This window comes from Janthinobacterium sp. BJB301, from assembly GCF_002735685.1.
Lineage (GTDB): Bacteria > Pseudomonadota > Gammaproteobacteria > Burkholderiales > Burkholderiaceae_D > Janthinobacterium > Janthinobacterium lividum.
Map to the genome: position 1 here is coordinate 1,892,536 of NZ_PDZJ01000001.1, position 14,136 is coordinate 1,906,671.

Below are 14,136 nucleotides of genomic sequence, written 5' to 3' on the forward strand. Positions count from 1 at the left end.
ACCCTATGTCACTGCCGCGCCTGCGCCTCCCCTTTCTGCTGTTCGCCGCCGGCCTGGCCGCTGGCTGCACCGCCGGTGCCGATTACCGCCGGCCCGAGCTAGCTCAAGCGGCGCAGTATCCGCACCGGGCGGCGCTCGGCGCGCGCGAGGGTGCCAACACTGCCGACGCTGCCGAATTGCGGCAGTGGTGGACGGCCTTCGGCGATCCGCGCCTGACCCATCTGGTGACGGTGGCGCTGGCGCAAAACCTCGACCTGGCGCAAGCGCAGGCCAGGGTCAGGCAAGCGCGCGCCGCCACCGGCGCGGCCGACGCAGCGCTGCTGCCGTCGGCCAGCCTTGGCGGCCAGGCGGCGCGCGCCTACCAATCGGTGCAGACGCCGCTGGGCCAGGTCCTGGACGCGACGCCAGGCCATGATCGCGCCGGCAGCGCGCGCGAATTGAACCTGCAGGCGTCGTGGGAGCTCGACCTGTTCGGCGGCCTGCGCCGCGAACGCGAAGCGGCGCGCGCCGATTACGAAGCCAGCGAGGCGGGATGGGCTGCCACGCGGCTGGCCGTGGCGGCGCAAACGGCCGACCTGTACCTGTCCATCCAGGGATTGCAGGCGCGGCTCGACCTGGCGCGCCGGCAGGTCGACACGGAGGCGGCGCTGCTGGAGCTCGCCACGCTGCTATATGACAAGGGATTGCTGAACGAGCCGGCGCTGCGGCAGGCCGAAGCGTCGCTGGCGCAAGCGCGCGCCGTCGTGCCCGGCCTGGACACGGCGCGCGAGGTGGCGCTGCATGCGCTCGATGTGATGCTGGGTGCCGCACCCGGCACCTACGGCGATGAAATGGCCGCGGCAGGGGTAATGGCGCGCGCGCCGCGCATCACGGCCGATGGTGCGCCGGGCGAACTGCTGCGGCGCCGGCCCGACCTGATCGCCGCCGAACGGCGACTGGCCGCGGCCAGCGCACGCACCGGCGCGGCCGTTGCCGAGTATTACCCGAAACTGAGCCTGGGTGCCCTGTTTGGCAGCGCCACGTCCGGCGGCGCCCTGTTCGGCAGCGGCTCCGGCCAGGCCGCAGCCATGCTGGGCCTGCGCTGGCGCCTGTTCGATTTCGGCCGCATCGATGCGCAGATCGAGGCTTCCCGTGGCCGGGAAGCCGAGCTGCTGGCGGACTACCGGCTCGCTGCGCTGCATGCCGCCGAAGACGTGGAAAACGCCTGCTCGGCCCTGCTGCGCCACGAAGAACAGGCCGCACTGCTGGCGCAAAGCGTGCAAGCGTTTGAGCGCGCCCGCGCCGCCGCGCTGGCAGCCTACGAAAAAGGCGTGGTCAGCCGGCTCGATGTGTTGCAAGCCGACACGAGGCTGCTGCGCGCAGCGGACGCGCGCGCGCAGGCGCAAACGGCATCGGCGCGCGCTGCTGTCGCCACTTACCGGGCGCTGGGCGGCGGCTGGCAGGCACCGCAGGCCGCAACAGAAGCGATGGCAGCCAGGTAAATCATCGAGCTGGCTTAATCGTCGGCTGGCAACTGCTTCGCTGCCCTGGCATCAAACGCCAGCCGTGCCGCATCGATGGCGTCGCGGTGGCCATGGGCCCAGGCGCCCAGTGCGCTGATGGGGATCAGCAGCGAGCGGCCCAGGTCCGTCAAGGCGTAGTCGACGCGCGGCGGCACGGTGGGGAACACGGTGCGCGTCACCAGGCCGTCGCGCTCGAGCCCGCGCAGGGTCAGCGTCAGCATGCGCTGGGAGATGCCGCCGATCAGGCGGCGCATCTCGTTGAAGCGCTTGGTGCCATTGCCGAGCAATATCACCACCATCACGCTCCATTTGTCGCCCACGCGCGTGAGGATGTCCGTGATCGGGCGGCAGGAAGCGGCCACGCCCGCATGGCCGCCTTCGTCGCGCATGCGCCGTTCCAGCTCCGCCCCTTGCGCGGCGGCGTCGCCAATAGTCACATCCGTGTGCCCCAGTGTGGAAAAAGTGCCTTCTTGTGCGTTCATTTGATAGTCACTATATTTAACTCGGTTACAAAAACATACCACCCGATCATACCACCCAAGAAGGCCCACATGAACATCCTGCATATCGATTCAAGCATCCTCGGCGAGCATTCCATCAGCCGCCAATTGTCCGCCGCCATCGTCGCCCGCCTGCAAGCGGCCGCGCCTGGCACCACCGCCCAGTACCGCGACCTGGCCGCGCAACCGTTGCCGCAATTTACGGCAGCCCCCAGCGCCGCCGACGGCGCAGTGCTGGCCGGCGCGCTGGAGCAAGTGCTGGCCGCCGACGTCATCGTCATCGGCGCGCCCATGTACAACTTTGCCATCCCCAGCCAGCTCAAGTCGTGGCTCGATGCGCTGGCCGTGCCAGGCAAGACGTTCCAATATGGCGCCAGCGGCCCCGAAGGTTTGTTGGGCAGCAAGCGCGTGATCATCGCCTCGACGCGCGGCGGCTATTACGGCGCCGACACGCCGATGGCGGCCCTGGAACACCAGGAAAGCCATCTGCGCGCCTTCCTCGGCTTCCTCGGCGTCACGCAGATCGAGATCGTGCGCGCCGAAGGCGTCAAGGTCAGCGACGCAGCCCGGGCGCAGGCGTTGACGGGCGCCTTCGAGCAGATCGGCGCACTGCAAGCGGCCTAAGGAGTGCCAGCTGCGCCGCAAGCCGTTGCGGCGCAGCCCCATGGTGGCCGGCCGGCAAGGAAGCGCCAGATGCGCTAAGCTGCTGGAACCCCAACCACAAGGAACACCATGACCCTGATCGTCGTCGCCACCATCGATGCCCAAGCCGACCATATCGACGCCGTGCGCGCCGCCCTGGAAGCCGTCGTGCCGCCCAGCCGCGCGGAAAGCAGCTGCCTGCGCTACGAACTGCACCTCGACAACAAGATTCCCACGCGCTTCATCATGCTGGAAGAGTGGGCCGACAAGGCGGCCCTGACGGCGCACTATGCGACACCCCACTTCCTGACCCTGGTGGCCGCCACCGAGGGCAAGGCCGTGAAGATCGACGTGGCGGAATTGAGCAAGCTGAAGTAAGGCCGGCGCGCTGCGCTAGCGCGTGGCCAGATTGAAAAGTTGCCATCTATAATATGGCAACTTTTCTTTATGGCCATCATGACACCATTTACCAAGATACGCGGCGCCGCAGCGGCAGCCGCCTTGACGCTCTGCATCAGCGCGTCGGCGCAAGCTCCCCTCCCCCTGACCAAGCTGGTGGGCGAATACAATCTTGCCTCGTCGGCGACCGTGCCGGCCAGTACCTGGGGCTATTCCAAAGGACGCATTTCGGTCAAACAACTCGATGACCGGCATCTGCTGATCGCCCTGTCCTGCGAATGGAAACGCGAGCCGAAGGCCGTCTGCGGCGACTATTTTTATGCCCAGCAGCGCGACGACGGCCTGTACCTGCAAGACATGAATACCTTCGCCATGCGCCTGTACTTCGATCCCGCCTCGCGCAAGCTCACCATCATTTCGCGCGGCGCCGATGCCAAGCAAAGCGTGCGGCATGACGTCTTCGCCGCCACCACGGCGCCCCTCACGGACGCCGCTTTGGTACGACGCATGAAACGCGAGCTGTCGAATGCCGACAGCAAGGAAAACCGGCGCGTGTTCGGCCCCTACACCAAGTGGGACTACCAGGAAAACCGCATCGAATTCCAGCGCCAGGACTTGACGGCGCCGTGATGCCGCACCTGATCCAGCCCCTGCGGCGCCAGCTGCTGCGCCTCGCCGGCGCCCTGCTATGTTCGCCCATGCTGGCGCGCGCAGCCGAGGGCGGCGGTCTGCCCCGCGCCGTGCGCCAGCGCATCCTGGCCACCCTCGACGCTCCGCTGCCCAAGGTGCTCAATGTGCACCACCTGGCGTTGATACGGCGTTTCAACATCGGCTGGTCGCCCGTGGAAAGCGGCGCGCCCATGCTCAACCCGGCCTACCCGCTGGGAAAAGGAGACGCCCTGGAACTGGCCATGCAAGCGATCGCCAGCAAGGATGCGGCGCTGGCCGCGCAGCGCCTGATGGAAGCGGCACTGCTGCTGCCCCACTTCGTGCAGATGGCCAGGCTGAAGCCGGGCAGCTATGCCAACGGCAAGGCGCCGTTCACGTTTACCACCCGGCACCTGCAACTGCTGCGCCAGCAGTCGTGGTTGCCGCTGGAAATGCTGGGCATGGCGGCGGAAGACTACCTGGCCGAAGGCTACTGGCCCACCCCGTCCGTCGACGGCAAGCGCCCGTACGGAAACTTCACGAATTACCCGGTGGAAATGGTGCAAGCACTGGGCCTGCCCGTGCACCGCCAGGCCGACGGCAGCCTCGTCATCCGGCCCGCGCTGGAAGCGGAACTGGAAGCGCTGCACCAGCAGACCATGCCTGCGCTGCAAGTGTTCGTGCGGGAAGCGGGGTTGAGGCGCAATACGCTGTAGACCGGCCATTCCCGCCATGACACTTACGCATGGTCATGCCGCGGCGGCCGTCCGGGAGTCAGCATCTCCCGGCCTGAGGCTGGCTAGTCGGGATAGTAAAATGGAGGAATGCCGTCAAACGGGATAATCTCCAGCATCCCGCCAAGTACGGCCAGCGCCGCTACGCAGCCGGCCATCTCGTCGAACAGATTCCGGCCGGCCGTCGTCGCATGGTAATTTGCCATGGACGTCACGTTGGGGCCGATGGCGCTCCCCCAGGGCGGTTCCTTCGCACGGTCATGCATATCCCAGACGACTTCCGTCGGCGCCAGCGCGGCAAGGCCTCTCTTGATGGCCTGCATTTGCAGGCAGGCAGCCGGCGCATCGGCGGCATCCAGCCTGCCCTGGTAGAGTTTTTCCATGATATGCGGAAACCGTGAACCCCAGCGGCCGTCTTCCAGGTGGACAGCCACCGTGGAAAACAGGGAGTAAAACGCATTCTCGAAGCCAATCTCAGTGATGGCACTGCCGTGTTTGAATGCAATCATCCGCATGGCTCCCGCTATCAGTCGCTATCAATAAAACGCCACAACACCCCGGTGCTCAGCCTTGCGGCGCCGGCACTGGAACGGGCTGCGGTGCCGGGGCTGGCGCCGGCTCCTGCACCGCCTTGCCATGCGACTCCTGTCCGCCCTCGCCTTCGGCCGGCATGGCCAGCGGCGCCGGCGGTGCGCCTTCCTGCAGCAGATTGCCCGGTTCTTCCACCGGTTCGTCCTGCGGCTCCTCGACCGGTTCCACATGGCGCAGCGGCGGTGGCGGCTTGCCGCCGGGGAAGATGGCGTCGCGCGACAGCTTGCCCGTGTCGAGCGCCGTCTTGAAGAAGTCGCCCACCACCAGCACGGCGTTGTGGCCGCCCTGGCCCCAGTAATTGCTGCGCATGGTGATCCGCGCGTCATTGAAACCGACCCAGGCGCCGCCCACCAGTTCCGGGTGCATCAAGATAAACCAGCCATCCGCATTGTTTTGCGTGGTGCCGCTCTTGCCGGCCACGTCGGAGCGGATACCGAAGCGGCTGCGAATCGCCGTGCCCGTGCCACGGTCGATGACGCCGCGCATCATGTCCGTCAGGGTAGACGCCGATGCTGCCTGCATGGCGCGCTTGGGCTTGTCTTCGCCGAAGCGGGCGATGACCTTGCCTTCGCGGTCGGTGATGTGCGTGACGACAAACGGCAGGCGGGCTTCGCCCTGGGCCGCGATGCTGGCGTAGGCGTTGACCATTTCCAGCAAGGTGACTGGACTGGTACCCAGCGCCAGCGACGGCACTTTTTCCAGCTTGCTGTCGCGGATACCGAGCGCGCGCGCCAATTTGATGATTGGCGGCAAGCCGACGTCCTGCATCACCTGCGCCGTGATGGTGTTTTTCGAGTAGACAAGGCCGTCGCGCATGGTCATGTCGCGCCCCGTGGTGCCGCTCATGTCCGTCGGGCGCCATATCGTGCCGTCGGCCGCCTTGATATCCATCACGGCGTCGCGGTAGACGTGCTCGGGACTCAAGCCCTTTTCCAGCGCGGCGCCATACACGATGGGCTTGAAGGTGGAGCCGGGCTGGCGCGCCGCCTGCGACACATGGTCGAACTGTTCGCGCGCAAAGTCGCGGCTGCCCACCCAGGCACGCACGGCGCCCGTGGCCGGATCCATGGCCGTAAAGCCCGCTTCCAGGCGCGTCTTCGACTTGCGCAGAGCCGCCATGAAGGCGCGGTCGCCTTTCAGTTGCACCAGCGCGTCGTCCGGCGTGGCGCCGGCGGCCGTCAGCTTGCGGTAGTCGCCCGACTCGCGCACGAAGGCGTCCAGCAGGGCCGGATGAGATTTCCAGAAATAATCGAACGGCACGCTGCCGCCCTGCATGCCCGCGTACATGCCTGTCGAGGTGGACGACGGCACGCCCGCGCGGCTCCATTCCACGTCGGCAATCGCCTGCAAGGCATTCGCCTGGCGTTCGACGGCGCGCTCGGCCGCCTGCTGCAAGTCGTAATCGAGCGTGGTGTGCACCACGAGGGCGTCGAGTTCCAGGTTGTAGTCGTTCTCGTCGGCCCACTGGATCAGCCACTTGCGCACATAGGCCGTGAAATGGCTGTCCGATTGCGCCCGTTCGCTCTGGCGCTCGAAATGCAGGCGCAGCGGGCGTTTGATCAACTGTTTGTAGCGCGCCTCGTCGATGACGTCATGCTTGCGCATCTGCCCCAGCACCACGTTACGGCGTTGCAGCGAGCGTTCGGGATTGCCGACCGGATTGTAGTAATTCGTCCCCTTGAGCATGCCGACCAGGGTGGCGCTTTCCAGGATATCGAGGCGCGAGGCGGGCTTGTCGAAGTAGGTGCGGGCCGCCATCTCGATGCCGTAGGTGTTGTACAGGAAGGGTACGGTGTTCAGGTACGCTTCCAGGATTTCCGTCTTGCTGTAGGTGGCCTCGATCTTGAGGGCCGTGATCAGTTCCTTCAGCTTGCGGTTCAGGTTGCGCGAGCGGCCGATTTCCTCGGGGAACATATTGCGCGCCAGCTGCTGCGTGATGGTGGAACCGCCCTGGGGATTGCCTCCCGCTGTATGCAGGATGGCGCCCGCCGTGCGCGTGAAGTCGATGCCGTGGTGGTCGTAGAAACGGTGATCTTCCGTCGAGATCAGCGCGCTGATCACGTTCGGCGAAATCTGTTTCAAGGTGACGCGTTCCTGCAAGCCCTGGTCGAAGCGGGCCAGTTCCTGCCCATCCGCGCTGACCATGGTGCTCGGCGCGGCCGCGCGCGCCTGGCGCAAGTCGTGGATGCTCGGTGTCAGGGGAATCAGCAGCAGCATGTATGCAGTCAGCAGCGCCAGCACGGCCAGGAAAGACCATAAGGCCAGCACCAGCGCGCGCCGCACGGGCGGCAAGGTCATCAAATGCGCGCGGCCGCGCCGGTACAGCGCCACCGCCCTTGCCCACCCCGCACGCGCCACGCGCCATGCCTGCGCGCGCGCCCATATGAATGCCTGCCGTGCTTTTTCCTGAAACTGCTCCATGCCTGATGCCATGCCTGTACCTTGTCTGATGCCGGAAAATCCGTTTCAGCAAGTATATAGGGCGGGCAACAAAGCGGGCCGGAATTTACGGCAGGCAAGCATCCAGGCGGGCCAGGGTGATGCCGACATAGGCGCCAATGCAGCGCGCGTCATGCGTTGTAAACGGGTTTTCCAGCTGCAACAGGCCGCAGTCGCAGATGACGGGATCGACCTGGGTCACGACGCCCAACGCCAAGTAGCGCCAGCCATCGAGGCGCTGCAGGCGTTTTTCTTCACCCGGGTTGGCGCGGAAGATGGTGTCCCAGTCATCCATCTCGCCGGGCATGGGCCACAGTTCGAGCTGGACGTGCGCGCCGGCGGCCATCTGCCCGCCACCGAACTCGTCCATCACGTGCAGGCGCTGGCCGCCCACCTCGATGACGGCTTCCAGGTACTCGCCCTCGGTCGCGATGAAGGTGGCGGCGACGATGCTGGCCGTCACTTCTGCGCCTGCTCCAGCAGGGCCGGCAATTCTTTCAGCATGGCTTCGCGCGTGCGCAAGCCCGCGGACTGCTGGCCTTTCTGCTCGTCCTGCACCAGGCGCGCAAAGACGATGCTGCGCTCGCCCTTGCTGGCCCAGCCCACGAACCAGCCGTAGCCATGCGCCTCGTCGAAGCTGCCGTCGGCCTTGCGCGGGAATGCCGCGCCCGTCTTGCCATGCACTTGCCAGCCGTCCACGTCTGCCAGGCGGGTCAGGCGCTGGGTTGCTTCCATCGCCTGCTTCGTCACGGGCAGCTGGTAATTGACCAGCTTGCGCAAGAAACCCAGCTGTTCCAGCGGAGAGATCTTCAGCGAAGAGCTGATCCACGAACGTTCCAGGCTGTTGTCCTTGCCCGGGTCGCCCGAGACGTCTGCATTGCCATAGCGCAAAGCCTTGGCGTATTTCTGGAAGCGCTCGGCGCCCAGCGCCTGCGTGATCTGCTGCGAATACCAGACGACGGAATACTGCATCCAGCGCGACGGATCCGTATCCTGGCGCCAGGCTTCGCCGCCCCAGTCCACGTAGCCCTGGCGGTACGGCAAGCTGGGCTTGTGCTCGTCCTTGAGGAAGCCGGCGTCATAGCCCATCAGGCTGAGCGCGATCTTGAACGTGGATGCGGGGGTGACGCGGTCGAGGCAATTGCCCTCTTGCAGCAGGACGGCGCCCGTCTTGGCGTCCGCCATGGCGGTGCAGATGGTGGCGGCCTGGGCTTGCGAGGCGGCCAGGACGGCGCCTGCCAGGCCGAGGATGAACGGGAACAATGCGCGATATTTCATGAGCCTCCGGGGTTGGGGGAGAAGGACAAAGCGAAATTGTACCGGGCAGCGCGGCGCGATGCCAGCGATGATGACGTCGCCTTGATTCTAGCGCCCTGCCAGCCCGCCCGGCGGGCGCTCCCGCTTCAGATGTTCCTCCTCCAACTCGTCCATGCCCAGCTTTTCCTCGTCGATCAGCGCATGTTCGCGCCGCTCCCGCTCCAGTTCCTCTTCCAGGCTGCCCTCGTCAGGCTCCCGCTCGATTTTCTCCGGCATGCTGTCCTCCTCGACGGTGATTGGGTGAAAAGCTCAAGCAAGCTTGCCCGCCTGCGCCACGGCATCGTGCGGATGCAGGCTTTCCATATGCCGTACGGTAACACGCGCCTGCACATAATGTGACACCAGCGCCGCCTGCACGCGGCGGGCCGCGTCTTCCACATACATCAGATTAGCACCATTCAGGCGCGCGAACGCCTGTTCGTCCGCCCGTTTCACGGCTGTCTGCAGCGGCGTCGCCAGCGCCGCTTCCACCAGGTCGATCAGGGGGAACAGGTCCAGCTCCGCATGCTCCGTCAAGGGCACGGTGACCGTCGCCGTGCTGCGCTGGCTGTGCGGCGTGGCCAGGCTCGCGTGTTCCTGCAGCCAGACGCGCGCGGCCGCGCCATCGATGCCGCCCGCGCCGAACCGCGCCGCAAAGGCATCGGCCAGCAATTGCCGCGCCAGCGCCGCTGAACACGGGCAGGTCGACGAATAGCCGATCTCCACCGTCAGGGACAGGGCAAAGCCTTGCGGCGAGCAACTGGCTTGCAGGCGCACGGGATACGATTTCCAGCCCGACAGCCCCGCCGTCAACAATGCCGGCTGGCGCCGCAGCAGGGGAAAGGCCAGTGCCATGCGCGCCTGCGTGCTGCCGCAATCGGCGTGACTATCCACCATGCGCCGCAGCACGGCGGCCAGGCCCCCGGCATCGAGCGGCTGCGCTGCGGCAAACGCATCGAGCAGCAGGTACAGGCGCGACATGTGGATGCCCTTCACGCGCGGGTCGGGTAAATCCACGTGCACGTCGGCCCAGGCATGCACTTGCTGCGCCTGCCCGCCCTCCTCCAGCCACAGCGGCAAGGCGATGCCCTGCATGCCGACCCACTCGAGCGGCAAGGGACTGCCCAGATGGGGGCCGGCCGCCACGTCGGGCAGGGGCGAGGAAATCGGATCGCGCTTCATGTTGGTGGCTCCATATGCAAACAAGTTGCATATCATGGAGAAAAACAATCACATTTGCAAGCAACTTGCATTAATAGGGCAAATGGGCAGATCAGCTAGCCTTGCGAAACGTCAAATTGATGCGCTGCGGACCCAGTACCGCGTGTTCGCCGTCCTTCAGGGGCGCCACGCCGTGGAAGCGCAGGCGGTCGGTGCCGCCCCACACCACCACATCGCCATGCAGCAAGCCGATGCGCGCAGCCTTGTCGGCCCGCTCCGCTCCGCCGAACAGGAAGGTGGCGGGCAAGCCCAGCGAGACGGAGACGATGGGCGCGGTGAAATCGCATTCATCGCGGTCCTGGTGCAGGGCCATGCGCGCACCGGGCGCATAACGGTTGACCAGGCAGGCGTCGGGAGCAAAGCCCGGATAGCCGGCCGCCAGCGCCGCCTGCCGCGCCAGGCGCAGGAACACGGGCGGCATCGGCGGCCAAGGCAGGCCGCTGGCCGGATCGAGCCGCGCATACCGGTAGCCGCGTCCATCCGTGACCCAGCCGAGGGGGCCGCAATTGCTCATGGCAACGGACATGCGCAAGCCGCCCGGCGTGGCCATGTGACGCGGGGGCGCCGCCAGCACGATGGCGTCCAGCGCCGGCAGCACCTCGTCCAGATACGGCAGCGCAAAACCGCGCAGCAGCACCGAGGCGGAAGAGCCAGGCACCAGCGGCGCCGGCCCGGCCGGGGCCTGGTCTTCATCGGCAAACAGGGACAGGTTCATGCGGCCTATTTTAGCCGCGCCACGGAAAAAGCGCGCGCGGCTGCCCCATGGTGCGCTACAGTAGCGCTTCCAGCCACTACTACCCGCCTCCACGATGGATCATTACGCCGATTTGCTGCAAACCCTGGCGCAACAGGAAGATTCCCTGCAATTCGAACGCTTCGACAACGATGCCGCGCTGGCCGTGGGCCTGTGGATCGTCGAGGAAGTGCGCAAGCGGGGCAAGGCCGTCACCGTCAACATCACGCGCAACGGTCAAATCCTGTTCCACCACGCCATGACGGGCGCCACGGCGGACCAGGCGGACTGGATACGCCGCAAGAACAATACGGTGCAGCGCTTTTGCCGCAGCTCCTATTACATGGGCATCTCGTATAAAAGCCGCGGCAGCACCTTCGAAGACGTGAAATACCTCGATGACATCGAGTACGCGGGCCACGGCGGCGCCTTCCCCCTGCTGATACGCGGCGTGGGACTGGTGGGCACGGTGACCGTTTCCGGCCTGGCGCAAGCCGACGACCACGCACTGGTGGTGGCCGCGCTGCAGGCGCAGCTGGAACGCTAGGTTTCCAGCGCCCGGCGCAAGGCGGCGCGCGCCAGCAAGCGCGTGGAATCGAGCGTCGGCAGCGGCGAATTGGCGTCGCTGATGATCAGCGGGATTTCCGTGCAGCCGAGGATGACGGCGTCGCAGCCCTGCTCCCGCAAGCCGGCAATGACGGCCTGGAAGCGCGCCACGCTGTCCCCCTTGACCACGCCCGGCACCAGTTCTTCCATGATGATGCGGTTGATCTCGCTGCGCTCGTCCTCGCCGGGCCGCACGCAGGCGATGCCGCGCGCGGCCAGCCTGTCCGGATACACGGCGCTGTCGACCAGCCAGCGCGTTCCCGTCAGGCCCACCCGCCGGACACCGCGCGCCGCCGCTTCGCTGGCCACGACGTCCGCGATATGCAGCCATGGCAGCGGCGAACGGGGCGCCATCAGCTCGAATGCCTGGTGGATGGTGTTGTCGGGGCAGATCAGGAAATCGGCGCCGGCGGCGGCCAGCTTGCGCGCCGACGCCAGCATCAGTTCGGCCACGCCTGCCAGGTCACCCCTGTGCAGGCAATCCACGTAACGCGCCAGCGACGGCGTGTGCATCGATACTTCCGGGTGTTCATATGCCCCCAGCGCATGCGCGCCCTCTTCGCAAATCGTGCGGTAGCACAGGGCTGCGCCTTCGGCCGAGCAGCCGACGATGCCGATATGCCGTGTCATGCGATCTTCCTTTTCAATTAAATACGCTGGCCGCCATCGATGGGGATTTCCGCGCCCGTGATATACGAGGCGCGCTCGCTGCACAGGAACTCCACCAGGTCGGCCACTTCAGCCGTCGTGCCCAGGCGGCGCAGGGGGATTTGCGTGTCGACGATGTGCGAGGTGCCGGGCGACAGGATGGCCGTATCGATCTCGCCGGGCGCGATGGCATTGACGCGCACGTTCAGCGGCGCCATGTCGTTGGCCATTTCGCGCGTCAGCGACGCCAGCGCCGCCTTCGAACTGGCATAGGCCGAGCCGGCAAACGGGTGCACGCGGTAGCCGGCGATCGAGCACAGGTTCACGACGGCGCCATGCGCATTCGACAATTCCTGCGCGAAGCCGCGCGTCAGGGCCAGCGGCGCAAAGAAATTCGTGTTGTACATTTCCTGCCACGTCTGCATGTCGGTGGTCAGCGAATTGACGCGCGAGCCACCCGGTCCCTTCGGCGACACGCCCGCATTGTTGACCAGGGCGTGCAGTTTCGAGTCGCCCAGCATGGGGCGCAGCGTCTCGACCATCTGCCCGATCTGGCTCAGGTCCGACAAATCCATGCATACATGCGTGTTGTGCTCCTGGCTGCGCGGGCAGCCGCCGGGAATCGGGCTGCGCGAGACGGTGATGACCCTCCACCCCAGGCTGCGGAAGCGCTCCGCGACGGCGTGGCCGATGCCGCGGCTGGCGCCCGTAACGATGGCGGTTTTCTGTTCAATCTTGTGCTGGATGTTCGTCATGTTCTTCCTCGTCCTGTTCTTGTCCGGTTGCGCCGGCGTGGATGCGTTCCTGGCGCATGACATAGGCCAGCATCTGCGTCCCGCCGTCGAGAATGTCCTGTTCGATGGCGCGCCGCGCGGCCGCGCTGTCGCGCTGGCGCAGCGCGCTGATGATGGCGTGGTGGTGGCCCACCCGCATGTCGGGCGAAAAACTGGCGTATCCGGCGGCGATCAGGGGCGCCGTCTGCATCCACAGGTGGTCGACGAAGCGTTTTAAGGTCGGCATGCCGGCCGCCTGCGCCAGGCCCAGGTGAAACGCCTGGTTGCATTGCAGGGCCGCCGCCAGGTCGTGCCGCGCGATGGCCTCTTCATTCGCCTGCAGCAGGCGTTCCAGGTCGGCCAGGGTGGCGACGTCGATACGCTGCGCCGCCTCGGCAGCGCCCAAGCCTTCCAGTTCCAGGCGCAGCGCGCGGATTTCCAGGTAGCGCGCCACGCTCAGCACGGGCACGCGGAAGTCGCGCGGCGAGCGCAGCACCAGCGCCTCTTCCTGCACCAGCTGCAGCATGGCGTCGCGCACGGGCGTGACGCTGGTGCCCAGCTGCAGCGCCAGCTCGCGGATGCGCAGCCGGTCATTCGGCTGGAAGCGTCCGGCCGCCAGCGCTTCACGCAGCATGGCGTACACGGACTTGCCCAGGTTGACGTGCACCAGACTGTCCAATGGATGGTTCATGCGTTTTTTTGATCCTCGAAAAATTATGATGCATCATACATCAATGTGAAAAACAGTGTTTTTCCATGCGTGTGCCAGAGACAGGAAGCGCCGCCAGACCGTACAATCAGCCGCCACCGTATCGAAAGGAATGCACTTGAACTGGGATTATCCGCACGCCCATACCCTGCCCGTCACGCCCGAACCGGGTGACATCGACGGTTTGCAGCACACGAATAACGCCGTCTACGTGCGCTGGTGCGAGCATATCGCCTGGCACCATTCGGCCACCCTGGGGCTGGACCTGGACGATTACCGGCGCCTGGACCGGGCCATGGCGATACGCCGCGGCGAATACGATTACCTGCTGCCGACGCGGGCCGGCGAAGCGCTGACACTGGCTACCTGGCTGTGCGCCAGCGATGGCCGCTCCAGCATGGAACGGCGCTTCCAGCTGATCCGCGACAGCGACGGCGCCACCGTCGTGCGCGGACGCTGGGAATTGATCTGCATCGAATTGAGCAGCGGCCGCGCGCGCCGCCTGCCGCCCGAGTTCCTGGCCACGTACGAACCGGCCATCGTCGCGGCCGGCGCATGAACGCGGACGCCTGGAGCGCCGTTTTGCGCGCCGTTCAGCGAAGATGCGGGGCTTTTCTTGCGCCTCCGCAGTGCAACATGCATTTCGCTCCTGATTTGCCCGTTCATGCTTTAGAATCAGCGACCTCAGCCCCGTA

At 66.1% G+C, this 14,136-nt stretch carries 18 protein-coding genes; 7 read left to right on the forward strand and 11 right to left on the reverse strand.

The features are described from left to right. Positions 1–5: 5 nt before the first annotated feature. Positions 6–1,481, forward strand: a complete 1,476-nt coding sequence (locus CSQ91_RS08315; RefSeq protein ID WP_099387952.1) for an efflux transporter outer membrane subunit — start codon at positions 6–8, stop codon at positions 1,479–1,481. Positions 1,482–1,495: 14 nt separating this feature from the next. Here CSQ91_RS08315 and CSQ91_RS08320 read toward each other — a convergent pair whose 3' ends face one another. Next, entirely contained in the window at positions 1,496–1,891 is a 396-nt protein-coding gene (locus CSQ91_RS08320) for a winged helix-turn-helix transcriptional regulator (protein WP_092606813.1), read from the reverse strand. Positions 1,892–2,053: 162 nt separating this feature from the next. Here CSQ91_RS08320 and CSQ91_RS08325 point away from each other — a divergent pair, with 162 nt between their 5' ends. The 4 genes from CSQ91_RS08325 to CSQ91_RS08340 all read left to right on the forward strand — a co-directional run bounded on the left by CSQ91_RS08325 (position 2,054) and on the right by CSQ91_RS08340 (position 4,407). Further along, positions 2,054–2,626 (forward strand): FMN-dependent NADH-azoreductase, encoded by a 573-nt coding sequence (locus tag CSQ91_RS08325; protein WP_099387953.1) that lies wholly within the window; start codon positions 2,054–2,056, stop codon positions 2,624–2,626. 108 nt (positions 2,627–2,734) lie between these two features. Beyond that, positions 2,735–3,022 (forward strand): putative quinol monooxygenase, encoded by a 288-nt coding sequence (locus tag CSQ91_RS08330; protein WP_099387954.1) that lies wholly within the window; start codon positions 2,735–2,737, stop codon positions 3,020–3,022. A 78-nt stretch (positions 3,023–3,100) separates the two neighbouring features. Further along, on the forward strand, positions 3,101–3,673 hold the full coding sequence (locus CSQ91_RS08335; protein WP_099388616.1) for a hypothetical protein: 573 nt from the start codon (positions 3,101–3,103) through the stop codon (positions 3,671–3,673). Continuing rightward, a complete protein-coding gene (locus CSQ91_RS08340) occupies positions 3,673–4,407 on the forward strand; it encodes a hypothetical protein (RefSeq protein WP_099387955.1) in 735 nt (244 codons plus the stop codon). The genes CSQ91_RS08335 and CSQ91_RS08340 overlap by 1 nt, the downstream gene beginning before the upstream one ends. An 83-nt stretch (positions 4,408–4,490) precedes the next feature. Here the strand turns inward: CSQ91_RS08340 and CSQ91_RS08345 are convergent, their stop codons facing one another. The 7 genes from CSQ91_RS08345 to alkB form a co-directional block, all read right to left on the reverse strand. Beyond that, positions 4,491–4,934: an Imm70 family immunity protein gene (locus tag CSQ91_RS08345; protein WP_180278373.1), complete on the reverse strand. Its 444-nt coding sequence runs from the start codon at positions 4,932–4,934 to the stop codon at positions 4,491–4,493. Positions 4,935–4,989: 55 nt separating this feature from the next. Further along, on the reverse strand, positions 4,990–7,449 hold the full coding sequence (locus CSQ91_RS08350; protein WP_099387957.1) for a penicillin-binding protein 1A: 2,460 nt from the start codon (positions 7,447–7,449) through the stop codon (positions 4,990–4,992). A gap of 73 nt (positions 7,450–7,522) precedes the next feature. Beyond that, positions 7,523–7,918: a hypothetical protein gene (locus CSQ91_RS08355; RefSeq protein ID WP_099387958.1), complete on the reverse strand. Its 396-nt coding sequence runs from the start codon at positions 7,916–7,918 to the stop codon at positions 7,523–7,525. Continuing rightward, positions 7,915–8,733, reverse strand: coding sequence for a class D beta-lactamase (gene blaOXA, locus CSQ91_RS08360; protein ID WP_099387959.1), 819 nt, complete (start codon positions 8,731–8,733; stop codon positions 7,915–7,917). Before blaOXA ends, CSQ91_RS08355 begins: the two co-directional genes overlap by 4 nt. 87 nt (positions 8,734–8,820) lie before the next feature. Further along, entirely contained in the window at positions 8,821–8,988 is a 168-nt protein-coding gene (locus CSQ91_RS28870; protein ID WP_180276970.1) for a hypothetical protein, read from the reverse strand. 33 nt (positions 8,989–9,021) lie between these two features. Then, positions 9,022–9,933: a GTP cyclohydrolase FolE2 gene (gene folE2 / locus CSQ91_RS08365; protein ID WP_099388617.1), complete on the reverse strand. Its 912-nt coding sequence runs from the start codon at positions 9,931–9,933 to the stop codon at positions 9,022–9,024. A 91-nt stretch (positions 9,934–10,024) separates the two neighbouring features. Further along, positions 10,025–10,687, reverse strand: coding sequence for a DNA oxidative demethylase AlkB (gene alkB / locus CSQ91_RS08370; protein WP_099387960.1), 663 nt, complete (start codon positions 10,685–10,687; stop codon positions 10,025–10,027). Positions 10,688–10,781: 94 nt separating this feature from the next. On the opposite strand from alkB, the gene CSQ91_RS08375 reads away from it, so the two are divergent. Next, a complete protein-coding gene (locus CSQ91_RS08375; RefSeq protein ID WP_070280640.1) occupies positions 10,782–11,252 on the forward strand; it encodes a heme-degrading domain-containing protein in 471 nt (156 codons plus the stop codon). Here the strand turns inward: CSQ91_RS08375 and CSQ91_RS08380 are convergent. From CSQ91_RS08380 to CSQ91_RS08390, 3 genes are read right to left on the reverse strand one after another with little or no spacing between them, the layout of a single operon-like run. Next, positions 11,249–11,941, reverse strand: a complete 693-nt coding sequence (locus tag CSQ91_RS08380; RefSeq protein ID WP_070280641.1) for an aspartate/glutamate racemase family protein — start codon at positions 11,939–11,941, stop codon at positions 11,249–11,251. The two genes, CSQ91_RS08375 and CSQ91_RS08380, sit on opposite strands and share 4 nt — an antisense overlap. Positions 11,942–11,958: 17 nt before the next feature. Further along, positions 11,959–12,714 (reverse strand): SDR family NAD(P)-dependent oxidoreductase, encoded by a 756-nt coding sequence (locus CSQ91_RS08385; protein ID WP_070256933.1) that lies wholly within the window; start codon positions 12,712–12,714, stop codon positions 11,959–11,961. Beyond that, on the reverse strand, positions 12,689–13,423 hold the full coding sequence (locus CSQ91_RS08390; protein WP_083299772.1) for a GntR family transcriptional regulator: 735 nt from the start codon (positions 13,421–13,423) through the stop codon (positions 12,689–12,691). Before CSQ91_RS08390 ends, CSQ91_RS08385 begins: the two co-directional genes overlap by 26 nt. Before the next feature lie 136 nt (positions 13,424–13,559). On the opposite strand from CSQ91_RS08390, the gene CSQ91_RS08395 reads away from it, so the two are divergent. After that, positions 13,560–14,000 (forward strand): acyl-CoA thioesterase, encoded by a 441-nt coding sequence (locus CSQ91_RS08395; protein WP_205412592.1) that lies wholly within the window; start codon positions 13,560–13,562, stop codon positions 13,998–14,000. Positions 14,001–14,136: the final 136 nt, after the last annotated feature.

What these genes read in the sequence shown, in the direction of transcription:
- CSQ91_RS08315 (WP_099387952.1), top strand. Translation starts at nt 6, where the DNA reads ATGTCACTGCCGCGCCTGCGCCTCCCCTTTCTGCTGTTCGCCGCCGGC.
- CSQ91_RS08320 (WP_092606813.1), bottom strand. Translation starts at nt 1,891, where the DNA reads ATGCGCGACGAAGGCGGCCATGCGGGCGTGGCCGCTTCCTGCCGCCCG.
- CSQ91_RS08325 (WP_099387953.1), top strand. Translation starts at nt 2,054, where the DNA reads ATGAACATCCTGCATATCGATTCAAGCATCCTCGGCGAGCATTCCATC.
- CSQ91_RS08330 (WP_099387954.1), top strand. Translation starts at nt 2,735, where the DNA reads ATGACCCTGATCGTCGTCGCCACCATCGATGCCCAAGCCGACCATATC.
- CSQ91_RS08335 (WP_099388616.1), top strand. Translation starts at nt 3,101, where the DNA reads ATGACACCATTTACCAAGATACGCGGCGCCGCAGCGGCAGCCGCCTTG.
- CSQ91_RS08340 (WP_099387955.1), top strand. Translation starts at nt 3,673, where the DNA reads ATGCCGCACCTGATCCAGCCCCTGCGGCGCCAGCTGCTGCGCCTCGCC.
- CSQ91_RS08345 (WP_180278373.1), bottom strand. Translation starts at nt 4,934, where the DNA reads ATGATTGCATTCAAACACGGCAGTGCCATCACTGAGATTGGCTTCGAG.
- CSQ91_RS08350 (WP_099387957.1), bottom strand. Translation starts at nt 7,449, where the DNA reads ATGGCATCAGGCATGGAGCAGTTTCAGGAAAAAGCACGGCAGGCATTC.
- blaOXA (WP_099387959.1), bottom strand. Translation starts at nt 8,733, where the DNA reads ATGAAATATCGCGCATTGTTCCCGTTCATCCTCGGCCTGGCAGGCGCC.
- CSQ91_RS28870 (WP_180276970.1), bottom strand. Translation starts at nt 8,988, where the DNA reads ATGCCGGAGAAAATCGAGCGGGAGCCTGACGAGGGCAGCCTGGAAGAG.
- folE2 (WP_099388617.1), bottom strand. Translation starts at nt 9,933, where the DNA reads ATGAAGCGCGATCCGATTTCCTCGCCCCTGCCCGACGTGGCGGCCGGC.
- alkB (WP_099387960.1), bottom strand. Translation starts at nt 10,687, where the DNA reads ATGAACCTGTCCCTGTTTGCCGATGAAGACCAGGCCCCGGCCGGGCCG.
- CSQ91_RS08375 (WP_070280640.1), top strand. Translation starts at nt 10,782, where the DNA reads ATGGATCATTACGCCGATTTGCTGCAAACCCTGGCGCAACAGGAAGAT.
- CSQ91_RS08380 (WP_070280641.1), bottom strand. Translation starts at nt 11,941, where the DNA reads ATGACACGGCATATCGGCATCGTCGGCTGCTCGGCCGAAGGCGCAGCC.
- CSQ91_RS08385 (WP_070256933.1), bottom strand. Translation starts at nt 12,714, where the DNA reads ATGACGAACATCCAGCACAAGATTGAACAGAAAACCGCCATCGTTACG.
- CSQ91_RS08390 (WP_083299772.1), bottom strand. Translation starts at nt 13,423, where the DNA reads ATGAACCATCCATTGGACAGTCTGGTGCACGTCAACCTGGGCAAGTCC.